Source organism: Bordetella genomosp. 11 (assembly GCF_002261215.1).
Taxonomy (GTDB): Bacteria; Pseudomonadota; Gammaproteobacteria; order Burkholderiales; family Burkholderiaceae_B; genus Bordetella_C.
The window spans coordinates 4,181,028-4,202,668 of sequence record NZ_NEVS01000004.1 but is presented as its reverse complement, the minus strand read 5'-3'; the positions used below and the strand labels follow the sequence as shown (position 1 = coordinate 4,202,668).

Genomic DNA, 21,641 nt, shown 5'->3' with positions numbered 1-21,641 from the left:
CATCCAATCTATAGCGTGATCACCACGCTATGCCGCCGGCCGTCCAGCGGCAAAGCTACCTCGCCGCCCTCGCATACCAAGGGCACGCCGTCCAGGTAGGCCGCCGACACGCCACGGCCCCGTCCCGAAACATTCTCAACGCGGATTTCATGGCGGCTACCCTCCATCGACAGGGATGCATCGAACCCTGGCCAGGCGCGTGGAATGCAGGGATTTACAGTTACCAGGCCGCCCGCGCGCTGTATGCCCAGGATGCCTTCGATGCCCGCGCGGTACATCCAGCCCGCCGACCCGGTGTACCAGGTCCATCCCCCGCGGCCGACATGCGGCGCCACGGAATACACGTCCGCCGCCACCACGTAGGGTTCGACCTTGTAGCGCTGCGCGTCCGCCAGGGTGCGCGCATGGTTCACCGGATTGAGCATCGAAAACAGCTCCGCGGCCTTATCGCCGTTTCCCATCCTGGCGTAGGCCAGGACCGCCCAGAGGGCGGCGTGCGTGTACTGGCCGCCGTTTTCCCGCAGGCCCGGCGGATATCCCTTGATGTAGCCCGGATCATGGTCGATACGGTCGAAGGGCGGGGTGAACAGCAAGGCGATGCCGTCTTCATGCCGGACCAGGTATCGGTCCAGACTGGCCATGGCCATGGCGGCGCGCTGGGGCAGCGCGGCGCCGGATAGCACCGCCCAGGACTGGGCAATGGAATCGATCCTGCATTCCTCGCTGTCCCGGGCGCCGAGCCAGGTCCCATCGTCGAACGTCGCGCGCCGATACCATTCGCCGTCCCACGCGTGGGTTTCGATCGCCTCGCGCAGGCGGTCGGCATGTCCGCGCCAGCGCGCGGCGCGGATGGGATCGCGCGCGTCGGCCAACGGCGCGAACATATCCACCGTCCGCAGCCACAGCCAGGCCAGCCATACACTTTCGCCGCGGCCCGCCTGTCCCACCCGGCTCATGCCGTCGTTCCAATCGCCGGTGCCGATCAGGGGCAGCCCATGCGCCCCGGTCAGCGCCATGCTCTGATCCAGGCCGCGCGCACAGTGCTCGAACAAGGACGCGGATTCCTCCGCCAGCGCGGGCTGGAAGAATGCGTCGTGCTCTTTTTCGCCCAGGGCCGGACCTTGCAGGAAGGGGACCTGTTCGTCGAGCACCGCCTCGTCACCGCAGCGCGCCGTGTAATGGGCCGCTGCGTAGGCCAGCCATACCCGGTCATCCGAAATGCGGGTACGCACGCCCTGTCCCGATTGCGGCAGCCACCAATGCTGCACGTCGCCTTCGACAAACTGGCGGGAGGCGGCGCGCAGGAGCTGCTCGCGAGCTGCGCCGGGCATGGTGAAGACCAGGGCCATGCTGTCCTGCAATTGGTCCCGGAACCCGTACGCCCCGCTGGACTGGTAGAACGCCGAGCGGGCCCAAAGCCGGCAGGCGATCGTCTGGTAAAGCAGCCAGCCGTTCAACAGGACGTCCATGGCGCGATCCGGGGTCTTCACCTGAATGGCGCCCAAGTGCGTTTGCCAATGCATTTTTACCTGGCCGAGCACCTCGTCCAGGTCCTGCCGCCGATAGCGCGCCAGCAGTGTGCGGGCCTCCTCGGCCGAGTCGCATTGGCCCAGGAAAAAAACGATTTCCACCGACTCGCCCGGCTGCAGTTCGATCGCGCATTGCAGGGCCGCGCACGGGTCAAGGGCCGCGCCGCAGCGGCCCGATAGCGCGACTTCCCCCACCAGCGCCGACGGCATGGCGGCGGCGCCGTTGTCACCCAGGAATTCGCGCCTGTCCGCGGTCCAGGACGTCTGCCGTCCCGCCATGTCCGCAAAGGCCACGCGCTGCCCGAAGCCCAGGCTCCACGGATTGGTGGCGAACATGGCGCCGGTGGCTTCGTCGATGCGGGTAATCAGGAACGGCGCCGTGACGGCGCGCGCCGTCCCCAGCACCCATTCCGCATAGCCGGTGATCGATAGTTCACGATGCCGGTCCGAGTGATTGACGAGCGTGAGGCGGGATATCTTGATCGGGTCCTGCAGCGGCACGTATTGCAGCAGTTCGCTGGCAATGCCGCCATGGTGATGCTCGAAGCGGCTGTAGCCGAAACCGTGGCGGACGATGTAGCTGCCGTCATCGCGTATGGGCAATGGCGTGGGGTTCCAGAGATCTCCGCTGGCCTCATCGCGAAGATAAAACGCCTCGCCAGGCGGGTCCGCCACCGGGTCGTTCGACCAGGGTGTCAGCTGGTTGTCCTTGCTGTTCTCGGACCAGGTGTAGCCGCCGCCATCCGCGGAGACCTGAAAGCCGAACCGCGGATTGGCGATGACATTGATCCACGGCGCCGGCGTATCCAGGCCCCCGTGCAGGCCGATGACGTATTCCTTGCCGTCCGAGTCGAATCCGCCCAGGCCATTGAAGAACTCAAGGCCGGGCGGGGCGGGTTGATCGGGCAAGACCTTCGTCAACGGCAGGGGCGCAGGGCGCCATTTCGGTTGCACCCGGGGCGTGGCGTCGACGATACGGGCCAACTGGTCCGCGACGGATCCATGTACCGCCAGCAGCACGATGCGGGCCATCGCCTGTATCAGCCCCAGGGCCTGGACGGTCATCAGATCGGCGCGCAGCGCATACACCGAGCCCTGCGCCATCTCCTGGCCGAACCCCGGCCGCCCCTGGCTGCTGCGCACGGCCGTATCGATGGCGTTCTGCAGGTCCTGCGTGTAGGAGGAAGCGCGCTCATTGATGATGACCAGGTCCACCGCCAGGCGCTTCATGCGCCAATATTCATGGGCGCGCAGCATTTGCCTGACCAGCGATATGTCCTGCACATCGTCGATGCGCAGCAGCACTGTCGGCAGATCGCCCGATATGCCGTGCGGCCATAGCCCGGATTGGCTGCCGGCGCCGCGGACGATGGCCGCCGACGGCGGCCTGAACCGTGAGTCCGGGTACAGCAGCGGGGCGGCAAGCCGCTGGAAGGCGGCCGCTTCATCGGCATGCATGCCCAAATGGCGCAGCTGGACCTGGGCCTGTGTCCAGGCCAGGGTTTCGGCCCGTTCGAAAGCGCTGCGGTCGTGGTGCTTGTCCACCAGGTCCAGCAACGCTTCGCGCGTGTGGGCCACCAAGGTCCAGAAGGACACCCGCGCCAAGTGGCCCGGCGCCACCCGCACGCTGTGCCTGAGCGAGAACACGGGATCGAGTACCGTCCCGACCGTGTTGGATAGCGGGCGTCCCTGGGCGAGGCTGCCGGACAGGTGCCCGGGCGCGCCCCGGGCGGCAAGGCGCGCCCGATCGGTTTCGTACTGTACCGGCGCGATGGCTTCGCCTTCGATCACCGCGAAATGCGCGGCCCACACCCGGGGCTCGTCCGGCGATCGCGGGCGCCGGGTGGCGATCAATGCCCCGAAGTCCGGCAGGAACTCCGTCACCACGAACATCTTGGAAAAGGCGGGATGGGCGCGGTCGGCGGCGGGCGTGGCCAGCACCAGTTCGGCATAGGTCGTCAGCTCGATCTCGCGCGCGCGGCGCCCGCTGTTCACCAGCGACACGCGGCGCACTTCGCCGTCGTCTTCGCCCGACACCAGCACATGTGTCGTCGTCGTCAGCGATCCGTCCCGGCGCATGAAGTCCGCCCGGTCTTCGGAAAAGCTGATCTTGATCTGGTCCACATCCGTCCAGGCCGGTTCCGGCACGGCGGACCATGTGGTGCCCTGCTGCATATCGCGCAGGAACAGGTAGGAGCCCGAATCGTCCCGCGTCGGGTCGCCGTGCCAGCGCGTGATTGCGGTCTCGCCCCATCGGCTGTAGCCCCCGCCTGCGGTGGTCAGCATGACGGTATAGCGCCCATTGGAGAGCAAATGGGTATGCGGGGGGCCGGCCGGCAGGTGCTCGAAGCGGCGCATGGCGCTGGTCGCGCCGTCCGCGGGTGCCGGCGAGGCCTTGACCTCTTCGGCACGTGCATGGGCCACCGCGATATCGCGCGGTACGCGTTCCTGCAGCAAAGGCTCGCAGGCCTGGATCATGGGTTCGCGATGAAAGCGCTCGCACATCCGTCCATCGAGCAAGGCATTGGCGATCGAGACGATCGTCATGCCTTGATGATGCGCCATGAAACTGCGCACGATGGCCACCGATTCTTCCTCGCGCAATCGGGATGGCGTGAAATCCAGGGCTTCATAAAAGCCGTAGCGGCCCAACGCGCCCAGCTGCGCCAGGCGGCGAAAATTCTCGCGCGCGCCTTCGGGGTCGATCATCGCCGCCAGGCCCGTGGCGTAGGGCGCCACGACCCGGTCGTCGGACAGGCCGCGTTTCAGCCCCAGGCCGGGAACGCCGAAGTTGAAATACTGGTACGTAAAGGCCATGTCGCGTGCGTTGTAGGCGGATTCGGAGAAGCCCCACGGAATCGCCAGGCCGGCCGCGTACTGCCGCTGTCGCCGCACCACCATGCGGTTGGTCTGCTCCAGCAGGCTGCCCGCCGGCGTGCGTATGATCAATGACGGCATCAGGTATTCGAACATCGAGCCCGACCACGAGATCAGCGCGGAGCCGCGGCCGACCGGCGTGCACGTGCGGCCCAGGCGCAGCCAGTGCCGCGAGGGCGCATCGCCCTTGGCGATGGCGAACAGGCTGGCGAGCCGGGCTTCCGAGGCAAGCAGGTCGTAGCAGGAGGTATCGCGGCGGTTGTCGGCCAAGGAATAGCCGATGGAGAGCAGCTTGCGTTCGGGATCCAGCAAGAACGCGAAATCCATCGCCAGGGCCATCTCGCGAGAGGTCCGCGCCACGGCCCGCAGGCGACCATTGAGTTCGGCCGGACGGTGGGCGGCCGTTTCCGCATCGTCGCCATACTCCTGCGCCGCGTTCGCCAGGGCGTCGGTCCAGAACGTCAGGTCCGTGCCATATCCGTCCATATCGGCGGGCACCAGGGCCCGGGCCGACCGGGCGGCCTTCGTCGCCAGCCGTCCCAGTGCCGGCAGCAGGGACGCCATATCCTGGTGGCCTTGCAACAGCCCATGCATCTCGTCCAACGAGGCCGTGAGCTGCTGCAGGCGTTCATCGCCGGGCGCCATCATCCCGGCCAGCGCATCGCGCGCCAAGGCCAGATTGTCGAGCAGGCCGCCGCGCGTATCCGGATTGGGAAAGTGGTCCACCCATTCGTCGCAGGCGTTGGCCAGGGTAATCAAGTGGCCGGCCAGGTTGCCGCTATCGACCGACGACACATAGGCGGGCGCCAGCACACGCAGGTCATCGGTGGCGTACCAGTTGAACAGGTGGCCGTTGTACCGCTCCAGCTTGCGCATGGTGGCAAGCGTGTCTTCCAGGCGTTCGACCGCGCGACGCGTGCCCGTCCACCCGAAGTCGCGTGCCGCGACGATGGACAGAAGATACAGGCCCATATTGGTCGGCGAGGTGCGGCGGGCCAGTACAGGCTTGGGGGTTTCCTGGAAGTTGTCGGGCGGCAGCATGTGGTCGTCCGCCGTCACGAACGTCTCGAAGAACCGCCAGGTCCTGCGGGCCGTGCGCCGCAACGATAGGGCAGTGGAAGCCGACACGCGCAGTTCGGCGGCGAGCGCGCGCGGCCGGCTTATCCACCACGCGCCGGTCGGCGCGGCCAGCCACAGCAGCGCGAACGGCACGGCCAGGGGCCAGGACGCCGGTCGGGCGAGCAGCACGCCGCCGGTCATGGCCAGCGCCAGGCAGACGCTTTGCCACATCATGCGATGGATACCCGCCAGGTCCAGCCGCGCCGTGCCGGCCGACTGCGCGGCGGTCGTCCATTCCAGGAGATGGCGGTGCGAGATCAGCAGCCGGAACAGGGTGCGGGAGATCGCGTCGGCCATCTTCCATGCGCCGTCGGCCAGGAAGGCGAATGACGCCAGGATCTGCTCCGCCGCAAGGGCCAGGTCCTGGCCGAAGAGCATGGCGCGATTGCGCAGCAATACGCCGCTGCGCCGAGATACGGCAAAGCTGAACGACGGCAGCGCGGCGGGGATGCCATGGCACAGCACGATCAGCAAGGTGGCGAGCGCGGCCGCCGGCATGGGCAGCATCCAGCCCGCGCCCAATGCCAGAAAGGTCGCGGGGGCCAGCAGCGAGCGGCGCAGGTTGTCCAGCATCTTGCCGCGTCCGACCTGCGGCACGGCGCGACGGCCGGCGGGGCGTCCGAACAGCCAGGGCAGCAACTGCCAGTCGCCGCGCGTCCAGCGATGGGTGCGCTTGGCCGCCACGTCATAGCGCGCGGGAAACTCTTCGACAACTTCGATGTCGGAGGCCAGGCCGGCCCGCGCGAATACGCCTTCGAACAGGTCATGGCTAAGCATGGTGTTCTCGGGCACCCGGCCGGCCAGCGCCGCCTCGAAGGTATCGATATCGTAGATGCCCTTGCCGGTGTAGGAGCCTTCGCCGAACAAGTCCTGGTAGACATCGGAAACGGCGGCGGCGTAGGGGTCCAGTCCCGCCGGACTGGAGTACAAGCGCTGGTAGGCGGAGCCGGCGCGGTGCGCCGGCAACGAAGGCGTCACCCTGGGCTGCAGGATGGCGTGGCCTTCGACGACGCGCTGCTGGACGGGATCGAAGCGCGGCCGGTTCAGCGGGTGCGCCATTTTCCCGATCAGCTTCTGGGCGGCGTCGCGCGGCAGGCGCGTATCCGCGTCCAGCGTCAGCACGTAGCGCACGTTCGCCGGCAGCTGTTGTGCCAGGCCGGGAATGGGCGTGTAGCTGGTATCGCGGGCGCCGCGCAGCAGCCGGTTCAATTCGTGGAGCTTGCCGCGCTTGCGCTCCCAGCCCATCCACTTGCCTTCGACCTGGTTGAGCAGCCTGCGCCGGTTCAGCAGCAGAAACCGGCTGCCTCCCGGGGCAGGGCCGTACTGCAGGTTGAGCTGCGTCATGGCGGCGGCGCCAGCGGCCAGTATGGGTGCATCGGCCGGGGTGGTCTCGGTATCCGCATCCGGGCCATCGGCAAGCAGCGCGTACACCAGGTCGCCGCCGGATCCCGAGAGGTAGAGGACCTCCAGTTGCTCGATCTGAGCCAGCATTTCCGCTTTGCTCGTCAACAGCGTGGGCACCGCGACCAGGGTCCTGTGTTCCTCCGGGACATTGCGCGTCAGGTCCATGCCGGGCAACATCGTCGCCCCCAGCTTCCACGTAATGATCCGGTTCAGGATGGCGGTAACGAGCTCGCTGAACGGGAAAAGCGCCAGGAACAGGAATACCCCCATCCAGCCGGCCGACATCCCGGGCGACCAGAGCGCCCACCATGCCAGGGCGGCCAGCCCCGCGCTCGCGGCCATGATCGCGCCGATATAGCCAGCGTTGCCGCTGCGTATGGCGATCCGGTCCACGCGGCGACGCCAGGGCGGCGTGTAGCCGACGCTGGCCTCCAGCGCCGGCCTGCCTTGCGCGATAAGGTAATAGCCGGGGTCTCCGACCCGCGCCCTTTCCTCTTCGGCGGCGCTGGACGCGGCCGCTTCCGCCGCGTCCAGCGCCGCTTGCGCCACCTGCAATTCGGTCAGCGACGAGCCCCGTGCAAGGTCTTCTATCGCCTTGCGGTACAGATCGCGCGTCGCGAAGTCCATGTCCGCGAAGGCGCTGAACCGCCGCAGGCGTTCGTCGGGCAGGCTGACGCTTTCGAACCAGTCGGCCCAATCGATATCCGAGATCAGCCGCATGCTGGTGATGACATTGCGCACGCTGACATTCGATGCGCCCTGCCGCTGCTGCGCCTGTTCGACCACCGTATCCCGGGAACTGCCTTGCTCCGCAAGGGTTTCCTGCAGCCATGCCAGGGCCGGTGTTTCGCGAGGATCGTGGTCCCGCAATCGCTTGCTCAGCTGCGCGGCGAACATTTCGGACAACGGTCCCCGCGAGCGGCTGGCGGCATCCGAGCCCAGCGTCGTGCGCGATGCTCCCGCGCGCAGCAGGGAGTCGGCCAGTTCGTCGGCGCTATCGCGCGCCTTGCGGCCCGCGCTGATTTCCTCCGCCAGGCGGCGCAGGTTCTCGACCAGCACGATGCGCAAGGTAATGGCCACGGCCCACAGCTCGCCGATGGTTAGGGGCTGCACCGATTGGTACGCCGACAGGAAGCGGCGCAGGGTTGCGGGATCGAAGTTGCTGTCGGTATGGGCCACGAAGGCCCATGCCATGCCCAATACACGCGGATAGCCCGTGAATGGTCCGTCCGCCAGCTTGGGCAATTGGCGATAGAAGCCGGGTGGCAGATCGTCGCGGATCTGGCGCACCTGCTCTTCCACTACGTGGTAGTTATCGAGCAGCCACTCGGCGGCGGGCTCGACGCCGCGACCGCTTTCGATTTCCAACGCGCTGGCGCGATATGCCGCCAGGAGGACGGCGGCATTGTCGTCCAGGCGCTTGCGCAGTTGGGGTACTCGCCGCGGCCGGGGCGTGACCGTCTGCGCCGCGGCCAGGCTGCGGGCATGTTGGGCTAGCCGGTCTCCACCGAAAAGTTCATGCCTGATTGGGGTCTTGTCGTCCCAGGGCGTGAGGCTTATTTTCGCTTGGACTCCGATGGCTGCGATCCTCCTTTGGAGGTTGACATGCCAGAGCCGGATACCGGAATGGGGGGAGCTTTGGGCGGCTGCTTGGGCTTTTTTGCTTCTTTATTGCCGCGTAGTTGACCTTTGGCCATGATGGAACTCCCTGAATGTGCGATGTGCGCGGTGCACAGTCCAGCATACGGGGTTCCTCGCCATAACGCTTATCTTCTTTTGTTACCGGAGTTCCGGGCGGAGCGGGCAACGGTCGCCATCCCGTTGATCGAATATGCATGGGATGCCGGGATAGCCTTCAGCAGCCGCCCCAGATGGCCGCTGTTGGCGAATCCCAATTCGGCGCTTACACGAGCGGGCGATTCACCCATGGAAATCTTGCGCCTGGCCGCGCGCGCAACGCATATGCGCCGCAGGGTGACGGGCGCATGCCCATAAGTGTGCAAGCAGGCCCGCTGCAATGTCCGTATCGATACGCCGAGCCAAGCGGCCGATTCGGCCACGGCGGGCAGCGGCCGGCCTTCACGCAGAGCCAGATCCAGCAGATTCAGCCACCGCTGCGCCAAGATCAGAGGGGATTCCGGCATCGGGCCCGCCGGACGGCTATCGGCCAGTTGTTCGACCAGCGCACGGACCAGGCCCGGCTGCGCCCGGGAAGCCAGGGCGGGCGCCCATAGGGCATCCAGCATGGCCTGGGCGGCGCCATCCACCTGCAATGCTCCCCGTGCTTCGCAGTCCCGCAATAACTCGGGCGCCAAATACAGTTCTCCGTGCTGCTGTGTGGCGCTATCCGAGCGCGTGCTGTGCGCCACGTAGGCCGGCAATAGCAAAGCCCGGCCCCGGGTGAAGCGGCCATGCTGTCGCGCGCCGCCGATCTCCCACGCGCTGTCCAGTGCGCCTTTGCGCGGCCAGAGCAACATGGCGCAGTCGTGCGCATGCCAGCAAAAGGCATAGCGCGGCTGGCGGCTGGCCGCCAGCGCGTAGCCGTCGCGGGCGATCAGGTCCAGTTTGGAGGAAAGAGGGATATTGCAGGACATGGAATGGCTCCGGACGCCCATTACCTTGCTGCTATCTTAAGCCGCACCGCCGCCAAACCGGTCGCCGGGCCGGCTAGGCATTTACCCGCGTGTTCGCCGCGCTGTCGCATTTTGGATCGGAAGTTGTCGCGTATGGGTTTTGCGGCAGCCCCGGCCCGCACATAGGATGGCCCCAATCTTTCAGGAGAGCCTTCCCATGTTCCGAGTGACTTCGTTAGTGCTGGCCTCATTGGCGCTGGTTGCCATGCCGGGCGCCGGTAATGCACAGCCGGCCTGGCCTCAAAAACCGATCACCATCATTGTTCCTTTCCCGGCCGGCGGGGGAACCGATCTGGTCATACGCTCGCTGCAACCGGCATTGAGCAGCAAACTGGCCCAGACCATCATCATCAACAACCTGGGCGGCGCCGGCGGCACCATCGGCTCTGCCCAGGCGGCGCGCGCACAGCCCGATGGCTACACGGCGCTGGCGGTGACCACCAGTACGCACGCGGTCAGTCCCAGCCTGTACAAGAACCTTCCTTACGATCCGGCGCGGGACTTTTCCTATGTCGGGTTCATCGGGACGTCGCCGTACGTGCTGGTCGCCAATCCGGCCTTGAAGGCGCGCTCCGTGGCCGAGCTTGCCCAAGTGCTGAAGGCGCGCGGCCAAAGTACCTTTGCGTCGGTGGGCGTCGGCACCGTGTCGCACCTGCTGGGCGAAATCTTCCGCCGCGATCAGGGCGTGCAGATGACGCACGTCCCCTATCGAGGGGCCGCGCCGGCCTATACGGACCTGATCGGTGGGCAGGTGGACATCATGTTCGACAATCCCGTCGGCCTGGCGCCATTTGTCCGCGGTGGCAAGCTGGTCGCCGTGGCGACGACCGGGGCGACGCCGATATTGCCCGGCGTCCCGACCTTCGCGCAGCAGGGTTTGCCGGCCTATACGCAACAGCTCTGGTACGGCCTGGCGTTTCCCAAAGGCACGCCGGCGGACATCGTCACGCGCATGAACGCCGCGCTCGATGCCGTCCTGCGGGACCCCGCCGTCGCCGCGGACCTGGCATCCAAGGGGGTGGACGTCCGCCCCGACACGCCAGAGGCACTGGCGCGGGCCGTCGCCCATGACACACCGTACTGGGGCGATATCGCCCGTTCCGTGGGGGCACAGCTTGATTGATTCAGATCGCCAATCCCGGCAAGCGCCGGGGCCGAGCCCGCTCGCCGCGGATGCCGCATACCGGCCGCACGCAAAGCCGCCTGCCGAACCGCTCGCCGGCCAGGCAATCCTGCTCGATGTCTTCATCGATTCCCGCGCCGGCAAACGCGGGGGCAACCCCGTGCCGCTCGTGCTGGACGCCGCTCGAATGACGTCCGCCGGGATGCAGGCCCTGGCCGCGCGATATGGCCACGAGTCCGCGTTCGTACTGCCGGCGCAAGGCGCCGGCGAGCAGGCATGGCGGCTTCGCTTCTTTGTCCCCGATCACGAAATGGAAATGTGCGGCCACGCCACGGTCGGTACTTTGTGGGCGTTGCGGCAGTGGGGGCGCTGGACCGCGCGAACGGCACGCGTGCAGACCTTGAGCGGCGCGGTGGATGTCGTTTGGGACGATGCGCGCGGGTGGGCATGGGTGTCCCAGCCCGGCGCGACGGTCGCGGCCCTGCGCGCGGATCATCTGGATGCCATCTGCGGCGTCCTGGGCATTGCGCGCGGAACCCCGGGGCTGCACGCGGTCAACGCCGGCACCAGTCGGGTAAAGACCCTGATTCGATTGCCCGACGCCGCGACGCTGGACGCGCTCGAGCCCGATTTCGGCGCCATCCGCGACTTGTGCGAAAGCATCGGCTCCACCGGACTCTATCCCTATGTGCAGGGCAAGGATGGCGCCTGGGCCCGTCAGTTCCCGAAAGCGTCGGGCTATCCCGAAGATGCCGCCACCGGCATCGCCGCCGCGGCGCTGTGGGGTTATCTGCGCCAGCAGGACCAGGTGCCTCGCGACGGCGTCTATACGGTGCGGCAAGGTGTCGCAATGGGCGCGCCGTCGGCCATCCACCTGAGGGCCCGCGAAGACGCCGCGGGCTGCTGGCTGAGTGGGGAGGTGCGGTGGCGCGAGCCTGGCGCGGATACCGCCGCGCCGGCCAGGACCGGGTGATCCGATGGACGCGGAACCTCAGGCGTCGCGCGAGGTGCCGGTAATCCGGGATTTCTTATCGAGATACATGGCTTCGTCGGCACGCCTGACCAGCTGTTCCGGCATCATGCCGTGCTCTGGATAAACCGCGGTGCCGATACTTGCGACCACCCGCAACTCGGCCTCGTCGACCGTGATGGGCGTGGCGATGGCGTTCCGGATCTTGTCCGCGATCGCCTGCGTGTCCGACGCGGCGGCGATGTCCTCGACCAATACGACGAATTCATCCCCGCCCAGCCTGGCCACCGTATCGTCCTCCCGCACGCATTGCTTCAATCGCAGCGCGACTTTCTTCAATAACAGGTCTCCGGTCGCATGGCCGAAAGAATCGTTGACCCGCTTGAATCCGTCGATGTCGATGAAAAGCACCGCGCCGCGGCTTTGCCTGCGGCGGGATCGCGCCAGCGCCGACTTCATCCGGTCGTAGAAGAGACGCCTGTTCGGCAGGCCGGTCAGCTCGTCGTATCGCGCGGAGTATGCCAGCTCATCGATCAAGCGCTTGCGCTCGATCGCGGTGGCGATCTGGGCCGAGACGAAATGCAGAAGTTTCTTATCCTTGTCGGAATAGCCGGTGCGGCTCGTCAGTATCAAGGCTCCGATCGCTTCTTTCCGCGTCACGAGCGGCATCACCAGATAGGCTTGATCGGCGCCGACCGTTTCTCCGGCCGGCCTGCCGGGTCGATCTTCATCCGGCAGGATGCTGGGGTTGCCATTCCGAACGATGTCGGTGCAGCACCGATTCAGGAACTGTTCCTGAATCTCCGGCGGCAATCCGGGGAAGTCCTTTTCGTAGGATATGCAAAGCTGCTTCGTGCCGGGCTTGTACGTGGCAACCGCCAATCCGGCCAGCGGAACCAGTTTTCCGATGATCTGGCTGATTTCCCGAAACAGGGTCGCCAGATCCGTCGCGGCGTGCGCCGCTTCGGATACCGCATAGGTCGCCGCCTGCAGCTCTTCCGCCTGTTTGTTCGCCGTGACGTCTCTTGCGACACCGACGCGCAATCGGTCGGTTTCCGACCAGCGGGCAGACCACATGATATGGACGTGGCGGCCGTCCTTCCGGATATATCGGTTCTCGAAACCGACCCGCGGATGCCCGGCCATGACCCGCTTCGCCTCTTCAAGGGTCCTTGCGCGGTCTTCGGGCACGACATGGTCGATCATGGATTGGCCGATAAGCTCTTCGGGGGAGTAACCGAAGATGCGTTCGCATGCGGCATTCACATAGACGATACGTCCGTCCACATCGACCAGGAGGACGGCATCGAGCAAAAGATCCACGAAGGACGCGGGGAAGTCCGGTACTTTATTCGTCATTTCCGGATAAGACGGCAAGTCGCCGGCTATCGAAGCACTTCCCGATGACTTGTCTAGCCGGTGGCAAAGAAGCTTGGGTGGTACTCGTTCTGCCCGGGATTTTCCATTATATGTTGCATCTGGTTTCGATTGTGCTAAGCCTCGGTGCGGCCACCGTTGGATGCCTTGGCCGTCATGCACTCCAGCACGGCATAGAACCGGTTCATCGCTTCCCCGCCGGACTGGTTCGCGTCCAGCAATGCCGCGGCAGCAAGCTGCAAGTCCGTATCGGCGAGGCGCCGATGCTTCTCCAGAACACCGTCCTCGTTCAAGCCCCATGGCGCGGGATCTGAAGAATCGCTGGTATCGACGGTAGCGGTAAGATCCAGGCCGCTGCGCATACGCAAAGAGAGGGTTCTGTCCTCCGAGCGCTGATGGCGGAACAATGCTCTGAAGCGAAGCGCGTCTGCCCGGTCATCGAATGAATCCCAGGCAGGGCCTGGGGCGATCCGCGAGATCATCAGGCTGAACGCCGCGGGCAAGCTGAACGCGATGTCCGCCGAGCCCAGGATCTCCGCGCGGCAGAACTTCTCGATCTCCTGCGGACCCGCGAGGGTGATGCCGGCGATCTGCTCGTCCGCCGGCATGGATGCCAGCATGTTCGAGAAGGTCTTCAGGTACTCCTGCATATGCCAGCAAACCGGGAAGGGCTTGAAGGCCACTCGCAGCATCGCGGGTTTGCCGCCCTGATGCCGCACAAATTCCCAGCGGTCGGAACCGGCCATTCGCCACATGCCGGCGTCGCCGTCGAGCGCATTCGTAATGCCTGTTTGCCCTGCCAGGGCCAGGTCGATCGAGAGAACCGCGCCCGCGGCCGCCCATCCGAAATTGTTCTTCATTCCCGGCACTGGACGCTCATACCATTTCGCCGTGTAGGGCAGGAGCGAATGCGGGACGGCGATCCCGATGGCACGCTGCAGGATGCCGTCTTCCAGGCCCAGTGCGATACCCGCGCCGATACTGGCCGCCACCGTGTCCCACACACCCACGGAGCGCACCTGCGCCGCGCGCTCGCGCGAGGGAGTAGCCGCGGCGGCGAGGATCCCGTGAACCTCGTATCCCGCGGCCATTCCACGCAAAAGCCGGTCCACGGGGAGATTCCCGCGCGCGCCGGCCGCCAACACGGCACCGATGACGGGAGCGCCGGGATGGCCAAGCAGCGTGTCGTCGTAGTCCAGGGCATTCGCAGCCTGGCCATAAAGATAGGCCATCAGAAATGGCGACGGCCGGGAGCCATCCGAAGCCGCTCCGAATAACTGCCTTGCCACATTCGCGCAGAGGGCATAGTGCTGCAACGAACGACCGGCAGAGAAGCATCCGAGGCTATCGAGAAGGCAAAGCTCGGCTCGCCGTTTTACGAGCCGATCCCAGGCGCCATCTCGAAATCCGGCGACATGCGATACCAGCTGGGCGGCCACATTCGATGAATGCATTATCGTTGGTCCCGTTATCTAACGGTATCGGCCGCGCCAGACTGGCGCACTACGTCCTGCCACTTCCGCGATTCAGCCTGGATGAATCCAGCCAGCTTTTCGCGCGGCATGTCCATGGGCACCAGGCCCAGATCGTTCAGCCGCCTGCGCACATCCGTCATCTTCATAATGGCATCGGTTGCATCGCCTAATCGGCGGACAACCGGTTCAGGCGTTCCCGCCGGAACAATCAGCAGGATCCAGCCTTGCAAATCGAAGTTCTCGACGCCTTGTTCTTTCAGCGTGGGGATGTTCGGCATCAGGGGCATTCTTTCGCTCGAAGCGACTCCTATCGCCCTGATCTGGCCACTGTTCAGCGGCGCCTGGACAATCGGAACATTGTCGGACATGAAGTCGAGTTGACCGCCCATCAGATCGACCAGCGCCTTTCCGCCGCCTTGATACGGAATGTGGTCCGCCTTGATCCCTGTCTGCCGGAGCAGCTGGGAAACCACCAGATGTCCCGTCGTTCCGTTGCCGGCGCTACCGTAGCGCAGCAGCGTCCCGGGCCGCTTGGCATAGGCCAGGAATTCCTTGAAGTCCTTGACGGGGATATCCTTTCTGACCACCAGAACCTGCGGGGCCCAGGCGATCGCGCCGACGGCCACGAAGTCTTTTTCCGGGCTATACGGCACGGTGGCCGCCCGAAGCGCCGGGGCAATGGCCAGTGGCCCGGTGGAGCCCATTGAGATCGTGTAGCCATCCGCCGGCTGCTTCGCGCCGTACGCGGTACCGATGACACCGCCAGCGCCGGTGCGGTTCTCCACCACGACCGGCTGTCCCAGCTCGCCCGACAGTTTCTCTCCGACGATGCGCATCGCGACGTCCGACGCGTTTCCAGGCGGAAACGGCACGACGATTTTTATAGGGCGTACTGGCCATTCAGCCTGCGCATTGAAAGCCAGCCCGATGGCGAGCGCGGCGGCGGAGAGTCGGTTCAGGATTTTCATTGGGTCGCCTGTTGAAAGTCTTGGACGAAGGAGCCGGGTCGGTGAGTGCGTGATTCAGGCATCCTGGAGAACCATCGCGGAAGCGCCTGAAAGGTCGCCCAGCTTCGCGCCGTTTTCCACCAGCCTGCGGTTTTCTTCGCCACGCGCTTGTTTTGCCGTTGCCCAGGCGGCTACTTCGTCCACGTCTTCCGGTGGCAGGACAAGTACGCCGTTCTCGTCGCAGATGACAATATCGCCCGGGCTCACGACCACGCCGCCACAAGAAACCGGCCGGTTGAGCATTCCGCCCAGGCCATAGATGCGGGTGGTGATGGCGGAGACCCCCCGGCACCACACGGGAAATCCCAGGTCTTCGATTTCATGCGGGTCCGTGCACATGCCATCGACAATCGCGGCCGTCGCGCCTGACGCTTTCGCGGCGTTGGTGACGCCGCCTCCCCAGCATGCATGCTTCTGGTCGCCAAGCCGGTCGATGACGATAATGTGGCCGGGTTGGATCATTCCAAGGGCGTGGTGCAGCAAGGTAGAGTCTTGGGACGGCAGCGCCAGCGTGACCGCGGTCCCGGTCAAGCGCCGCGGCGTCCCCAATGCGCGAATACCGGGATCCATGAATCCCCAGTGCCGGATGTGGCCGACCGTTGCCGTTTCCACGCCGGCGAGACGGTTCGCGACCTCGGGCGATATCGGTGCCGGCATCTCGCCGATGATGAATTTCTTCATGTCAGAGCACCTTGTGGGACGCAAGCGGAATCTGCTCGCGTGTTTCCATGATTCTTTGCGGATCGAGGCGCGCCGATACGAACCCCACGGCATCCGAAGCCTTCGCGATGACATGTCCCCAAGGATCGCAAACCAGGGAATGCCCGTACGTGAACCGCTTTCCTTCCGGGTGCTCGAATGGACCGAATTGCGCCGCCGCGAGGAAGTAGCACTGGTTCTCGATCGCGCGCGCCCTGCACAGCACTTCCCAATGATCCTTGCCCGTCTGCATCGTGAAGGCGGCCGGAAGAACGAGGACCTCCGCCCCATCCCTGACGAGCTGCTGGAATAGCTCGGGGAACCGGATGTCGTAGCAGATTGCGAGGCCGAACTTCAGGCCCTCGATTTCCACGACGGTCGTGGCGCTTCCGGGAGCGACCGCGTCCGACTCTCCATAACGCAGGCCATCCGGGGTATGAATGTCGAACAGGTGGATTTTCCGGTAGCGGGCGATCTCGCGGCCCTGCGGATCGAAGACGACGGAGGTGTTGTAAACCTTGTCGCCATCGGCGGTCCTTTCGTAGAAGCTTCCGCTGTGCACGTAGATGCTGCAGTCTTGTGCCAGCTTCCGGCACATCCGATAGGCCGGGCCTTCGCGCTCGTCCTCGCCGGCCGCCACCTTGTCCGCCGGCGTACCGCCCGCCCAATCGAAATGCTCGGGGAATACGACCAGCCGCGGGCCGTCCTGTTCGACGGCCTGACGCGCCAGCCGGTCCGCATCGCGCAGGTTCCTGGCCTTGTCGCGCACGGAGTTCATTTGAATCAAAGAGATCTTCATCATTCACCTATTTGTCATGCGACACCGGATGGCCGGCCTTGCGCGCCATGCGATTCGGGGTGGCGCCGCGTCATAGCGGGTTGTCCAGTCGAAGGAACTCGACCAGGGCCTGGACCGCGCGATTCGGATGTTGCGTGGCCGACGTGATAACGCCCACTTCTATCTGTTCCGGGGATGGCGCCAACGGCACCGCAACCAGGCCCAGATCCCGGACGTCGGGTACGTTGAACGTGCTGACGATGGTCGCCCCCAGGCCGCCCCGCACCAGCTCGATCGCCGTCCGGGGGTCGCCCACCTCGATGATGTGATTGGCAACGAGCCCCGCTTTGGCGAACCATTTGTCCACCGCCGGACGTACAACCCCGTTCTTCCTGAGCGACACCATGGGCGTGCCTTCCAGGTCCTGCGGGCCGACGTGGGTCCGTCCATCGAGGATGCCCGGAGAAGCCGCCACGCAAACGAACTCGCTGTCGAACAGCTTGGTGCCCGTCTCGGCGTCGCCATCCGGCGGTAGCGACAGAATGCCCACATCGCCCTGGCCGGAACGGATCCTGTGCAGGATGGCGGAGCGGCTGATGACGTCGATCTCCAGCTTCAATCCCGGATGTCCGGCGGCGAATCGTCCAATCCCATTGACGATCCGCCCGATCGAGAACGACGGCGTGATCAGGATACGGATGGCGGCGCGTTGATGATTCGCGATCTGCCGTGCCGCGGATTCGATTTCGTCCAGCCCTTCATAGACGCGATCCACCTCTGCCATAAGCTGTATGGCCTCTGGCGTCGGGCTCAGCTTTCCGCCTTGCCGGGAAAACAGCGGAAATCCCACTGTGGTTTCCAGGCTGCCGATCAGGTAGCTGACCGCGGGTTGGGTGATGGCCATCGCCGCGCCGGCGCGGACCATGCTGCCTTCCCGCATGACGGCCCGGAAGGCCTCGATTTGTCTAACCTTCAGCATCGCATCCCCTGGTGGCCGTGGGTGGCGGCGGCCGGCCGTCGTTTCGCTGGCGCCGTGTTGCCTGGGCCGCTGGCGCGACCCAGGTCCGTTTTAATGGGACACAGGCCGGCCTACAACTGATTGCGGTGGAACGCGAGGTCCCGGATCACCATGCAGCCATGGGCCGTTCGCCCTCGACTGTCGTGCGGTGCATCAGGCGGATCGCACCGGGATCGAAGGGATCGCGGCGATGCAGTGCGCAGCGGTTGTCCCACATCATCATGTCTCCCGGCCGCCACTCCTGGCCCCAGACGTGCGCGGAATCGGTGGCCCGCGCCCACAGCTCGTCCAGCAGCAGGCTCGCTTCATCCTGCGCCATGCCGACAATGGATTGATGTTTCCTGCTGCCGCCGAGGTATAAGCCGGTTTTTCCGGATTGCGCATGCCGGCGCAGGATAGGATGGTCCACCCCGGGCCAGTCCGCGTAGTTGGGCGATGCCGGGCGCGTCATGCCGAGGCGGACTTCGCCGCGCCCGTCGATGACCGTCTGATGATGAATGCTCAGGCCGACGAGTCTCGATTTAAGCGACGCCGGCAGCGCCGCATAGGCGGCGTACATATTCGCGAAGTAGGTGTTGCCGCCTTCCTGCGGCAACTCTATGGCACGAAGGATGGCGGCCGAAGGAGGGCGTTCCACGAACCAGGTGTCCGTATGCCAGTTCACTTCGCCATCGCCCAGATCGCCGGCGGCCGTGCCGTCCGCCTTCTTCTTATTGCTGATGACGAGGATTTCCGGGAATTCCTCGTTCTTGCCCTGCTGCAGCTGGCGGGGATGCAGCACCGGGCGCCCCAGGGCATGGCTGAATGCAATCTGCTCGCGATCGCCGATCGCCACGTTGCGAAACCGCAGAATGGGGTAGGCCGTCCATGCCGCCCGCAGTTCGCCGATAACCCGTTCGTCCATGGCTTCGAACGGAAAATCATCGATCTGGCCCACGAATGCCGGGACCACTTCCTTCACCGCTATCCTCATCGCGTACTCCTCGCTGCAACACTGAATTTGCTGGGTCGAGTGCATTCTGCGAGCGCGGCGTCCGGGCGACAAATCAATAGATTGGGGTCGGCTATAACCGGTTTTGATGGTGTTTGGGAGACCGGCGTACGGCGGCGGCAATGGGCGGTTCGAGGCGGCGAGCTTGCGAGCATCGCGCCGGGGCGCTTGGCATGGCGCCGGCCTTCGATCGCGATCCGGCCGCCTTGGGGCGTGGAGGTGGACTTTTCGTCTACATCCGTGGAGAAAAAGGGGACCGACTTCAAGCGCGACGATATGGGCGACGCACATGAAGTATATATACTTCATGTGGCGCAGGACTTACTTTGACCTCTGCGCAAGGAAAATGCGTTCGGTGCCCCCTGGGGTTGGGTGACATGATGTCTTCGTTGGGTCGCAGGATGTATATATACATCCTGCGATCCCATTGGCACTTCTGGGGCCTGTGCCCGGTCACGACATGGCGGTCAGACGGGTATACATACGACGCGTGACCGCACGCCTCCCCCGTTGCTAGGCTACCGAGCTGGGTTCAAGGTGCCGACCTTCCCGCCAAGCGGCTAACGGTCTCTCGACACGCTTGGAAAAATATAGCGTATACTAGGAAGTATATATACTTCCTAGTACAACATGACAACGGCTGCTCGCTCACGCATTCAGATCGCCAAGCCGGACATCTTTAAGTACTTGGCTGGCCAATCGCCGCCGGTCTTCAAGCTAACGGATCTACAGCAGATCTTGGCCGAGCAACGGGCAGGGTGGCGTCTTGCTCAGCGCACCACCACGCAGGACTTCATCGACTTCCTGGAAAAACAGGGCAAGCTCAAGACGCTCCGCTTTCCTTTCCCGCACCGGGCAGAGACACGCTTCGTCTGGGGGAGCGTGCCCTTGCTGGAAGTCTTGCTGACCCTCAAGCCAAGCTGCTACTACAGCCATTACACCGCTGTCCGTATGCATGGTTTGACCGAGCAGATCCCCAAGACGATCTACCTGAACCACGAACAGCATCTCAAGAGTCAGTCCACTGGCGGACTGGCCCAGGAACGCATCGACGCGGCCTTTAGGCGCAAGGCACGCGAGTCCAACAATGCCATTGATTTTGAAGGAACGAGGATCTATCTCATCAATGGCAAGAATACGGACGAACTCGGCGTGATCACAGAATCTGTGACCTATGACAACGAAACACCGATCACCGTCCGCCTCACGAACTTGGAACGCACGCTCATCGATATCACGGTGCGCCCGGCTTACGCCGGAGGGATCTTCGAGGTGCTAAAGGCGTTTCAGTTGGCCAAAGAGCAGGTGTCGGTCAATGCTTTGGCAGCCATGCTAAAGACGATCAACCACACTTACCCCTATCACCAAGCTATCGGGTTCTATTTAGAGCGAGCGGGTTATCGGTCCAACTTGTTGGACCTGATCAAGCGGTTCCCGATGAGCTACGACTTCTATTTAGCGCACAACATGGGAGATGTAGAGTACGTAAAAGCGTGGCGTCTATACGTGCCAAAGGGGCTGTAGCTGCGCAACGAGGTCAAGGGTGAAATCGAAATAGGTATCGAAATCTTCGAGCGCGAGATTCGGGCTCATCGTCGCCTGCACCGCGGCGAAGTCGGCGCGATGGAACTCACGATAGTCCCGGATACGGCCAAGTAAGGAAAGCGGCACGCGCTTGCGCTCGAACATTTCGGCGATAACCGTCCGGTATTCGTCCGTGGTCACATTCAGGTCAAGCATCTTGGTGAGGTAGTAGACATCGACGAAATCCCGGGCGCGAGCGCTACCGGGGCGCCCCCTGTGGATGATGGGGCCATACTCTGGCATCTGCTGGCAGATGGCGCGCAGCTTTTCACAGACGATCATTTCCGGGGAATACACATAGATGATGTATCCCTCAAACTCCATGCTCCGCTTATGTTCGACATACTCATGACGGCTGACGTCGATAAGGAATTTCTTGCCCTGTCCGAGGTTGAGCGCGTATTTGCGCAAAGCGTCTACGTTGGGCCCGTGCTGCTTGTGTAGCGCCTCGCTGATCAACTTGAACTCGAAGCAGTAGCCGCCCCAGAAGCCGGCCATGTCTTCGCTCAAGTGCTCGGGCTTTTCGAGCATCTTGAGATCGAAGACCCGATAGCCCGCCATACTAAAGATTCGGCGCAAGGCACCGTCTACACGCCGCCGTAGTTCATCGCCACCCCCAGGAAAATCGCCTGGCATGGAGAAATCGATATCGACCGATGCGCGTGCCGTGATCTGATGGATCAGATCGATCGCATTGCCGCCCTTAAGCACCAAGTTCTCGAATAGCGTGTCATCAGAGAGTATGGCTTTGACGACCAATCGCTTGATTTGGTCTATGGATTGGGCAGGCGGTTTGACCATGAAAAGTCGCTACTCCGATTTCCTTCACGTCATTCGGTATCCAGGTTCCGAATCCCGCCGCGAAACCCGACGTCTTTCGGTACGGACGAGCCACGATAACCTTGCGAGCATTGGTTGGCACGGGGATACGCTGTCGCGGCGTGGCCCCACTTTCCCGTTAATTCCACGCCGTTGGTTTCGGTCCGCATACGCGCAGAACCATGCAGCTTTTTTCCAGTGTAAGCGAAGCACCTCAGCCGTTTGTTCATGCTTTTGG

Annotated in this window: 13 protein-coding genes; 3 read left to right on the top strand and 10 right to left on the bottom strand. The window is 64.3% G+C overall.

Features of this window, described 5'->3' with window-relative positions:
* Positions 1 to 8: 8 nt before the first annotated feature.
* Positions 9 to 8,516 carry a GH36-type glycosyl hydrolase domain-containing protein gene (locus CAL28_RS26460; protein ID WP_094844075.1) on the bottom strand — a complete coding sequence of 2,836 codons (8,508 nt, stop codon included), beginning with the start codon at positions 8,514 to 8,516 and terminating at the stop codon, positions 9 to 11.
* Positions 8,517 to 8,695: 179 nt separating this feature from the next.
* Positions 8,696 to 9,523: an AraC family transcriptional regulator gene (locus CAL28_RS26455; protein ID WP_094844074.1), complete on the bottom strand. Its 828-nt coding sequence runs from the start codon at positions 9,521 to 9,523 to the stop codon at positions 8,696 to 8,698.
* 196 nt (positions 9,524 to 9,719) lie between these two features.
* Here CAL28_RS26455 and CAL28_RS26450 point away from each other — a divergent pair, with 196 nt between their 5' ends.
* The gene (locus tag CAL28_RS26450) at positions 9,720 to 10,685 is read left to right on the top strand and encodes a Bug family tripartite tricarboxylate transporter substrate binding protein (protein ID WP_094844073.1); all 966 of its coding nucleotides are present in this window, start codon (positions 9,720 to 9,722) and stop codon (positions 10,683 to 10,685) included.
* A complete protein-coding gene (locus CAL28_RS26445) occupies positions 10,678 to 11,658 on the top strand; it encodes a PhzF family phenazine biosynthesis protein (RefSeq protein WP_369597692.1) in 981 nt (326 codons plus the stop codon). Before CAL28_RS26450 ends, CAL28_RS26445 begins: the two co-directional genes overlap by 8 nt.
* 18 nt (positions 11,659 to 11,676) lie before the next feature.
* Here CAL28_RS26445 and CAL28_RS26440 read toward each other — a convergent pair whose 3' ends face one another.
* From CAL28_RS26440 to CAL28_RS26410, 7 genes are all read right to left on the bottom strand, one after another.
* Positions 11,677 to 13,194 (bottom strand): GGDEF domain-containing protein, encoded by a 1,518-nt coding sequence (locus CAL28_RS26440; protein ID WP_254926241.1) that lies wholly within the window; start codon positions 13,192 to 13,194, stop codon positions 11,677 to 11,679.
* Entirely contained in the window at positions 13,149 to 14,486 is a 1,338-nt protein-coding gene (locus CAL28_RS26435; protein WP_094844070.1) for an MmgE/PrpD family protein, read from the bottom strand. Before CAL28_RS26435 ends, CAL28_RS26440 begins: the two co-directional genes overlap by 46 nt.
* A 14-nt stretch (positions 14,487 to 14,500) precedes the next feature.
* Positions 14,501 to 15,475: a Bug family tripartite tricarboxylate transporter substrate binding protein gene (locus tag CAL28_RS26430; protein ID WP_094844069.1), complete on the bottom strand. Its 975-nt coding sequence runs from the start codon at positions 15,473 to 15,475 to the stop codon at positions 14,501 to 14,503.
* 54 nt (positions 15,476 to 15,529) lie between these two features.
* Complete coding sequence (locus CAL28_RS26425; RefSeq protein ID WP_094844068.1) at positions 15,530 to 16,195, bottom strand: RraA family protein; 666 nt, start codon at positions 16,193 to 16,195, stop codon at positions 15,530 to 15,532.
* 1 nt (position 16,196) lies between these two features.
* A complete protein-coding gene (locus CAL28_RS26420) occupies positions 16,197 to 17,015 on the bottom strand; it encodes a carbon-nitrogen hydrolase family protein (RefSeq protein ID WP_254926240.1) in 819 nt (272 codons plus the stop codon).
* A 67-nt stretch (positions 17,016 to 17,082) separates the two neighbouring features.
* Positions 17,083 to 17,970 carry a LysR family transcriptional regulator gene (locus CAL28_RS26415; protein WP_094844067.1) on the bottom strand — a complete coding sequence of 296 codons (888 nt, stop codon included), beginning with the start codon at positions 17,968 to 17,970 and terminating at the stop codon, positions 17,083 to 17,085.
* Positions 17,971 to 18,115: 145 nt separating this feature from the next.
* Positions 18,116 to 19,309, bottom strand: a complete 1,194-nt coding sequence (locus CAL28_RS26410) for a TauD/TfdA dioxygenase family protein (protein ID WP_254926239.1) — start codon at positions 19,307 to 19,309, stop codon at positions 18,116 to 18,118.
* Between the two features lie 321 nt (positions 19,310 to 19,630).
* On the opposite strand from CAL28_RS26410, the gene CAL28_RS26405 reads away from it, so the two are divergent.
* Positions 19,631 to 20,524, top strand: coding sequence for a type IV toxin-antitoxin system AbiEi family antitoxin domain-containing protein (locus tag CAL28_RS26405; protein WP_094844065.1), 894 nt, complete (start codon positions 19,631 to 19,633; stop codon positions 20,522 to 20,524).
* On the opposite strand, the gene CAL28_RS26400 is transcribed toward CAL28_RS26405, so the two are convergent.
* Complete coding sequence (locus CAL28_RS26400) at positions 20,501 to 21,385, bottom strand: nucleotidyl transferase AbiEii/AbiGii toxin family protein (protein WP_094844064.1); 885 nt, start codon at positions 21,383 to 21,385, stop codon at positions 20,501 to 20,503. The genes CAL28_RS26405 and CAL28_RS26400 overlap by 24 nt on opposite strands.
* Positions 21,386 to 21,641 lie beyond the last annotated feature (256 nt).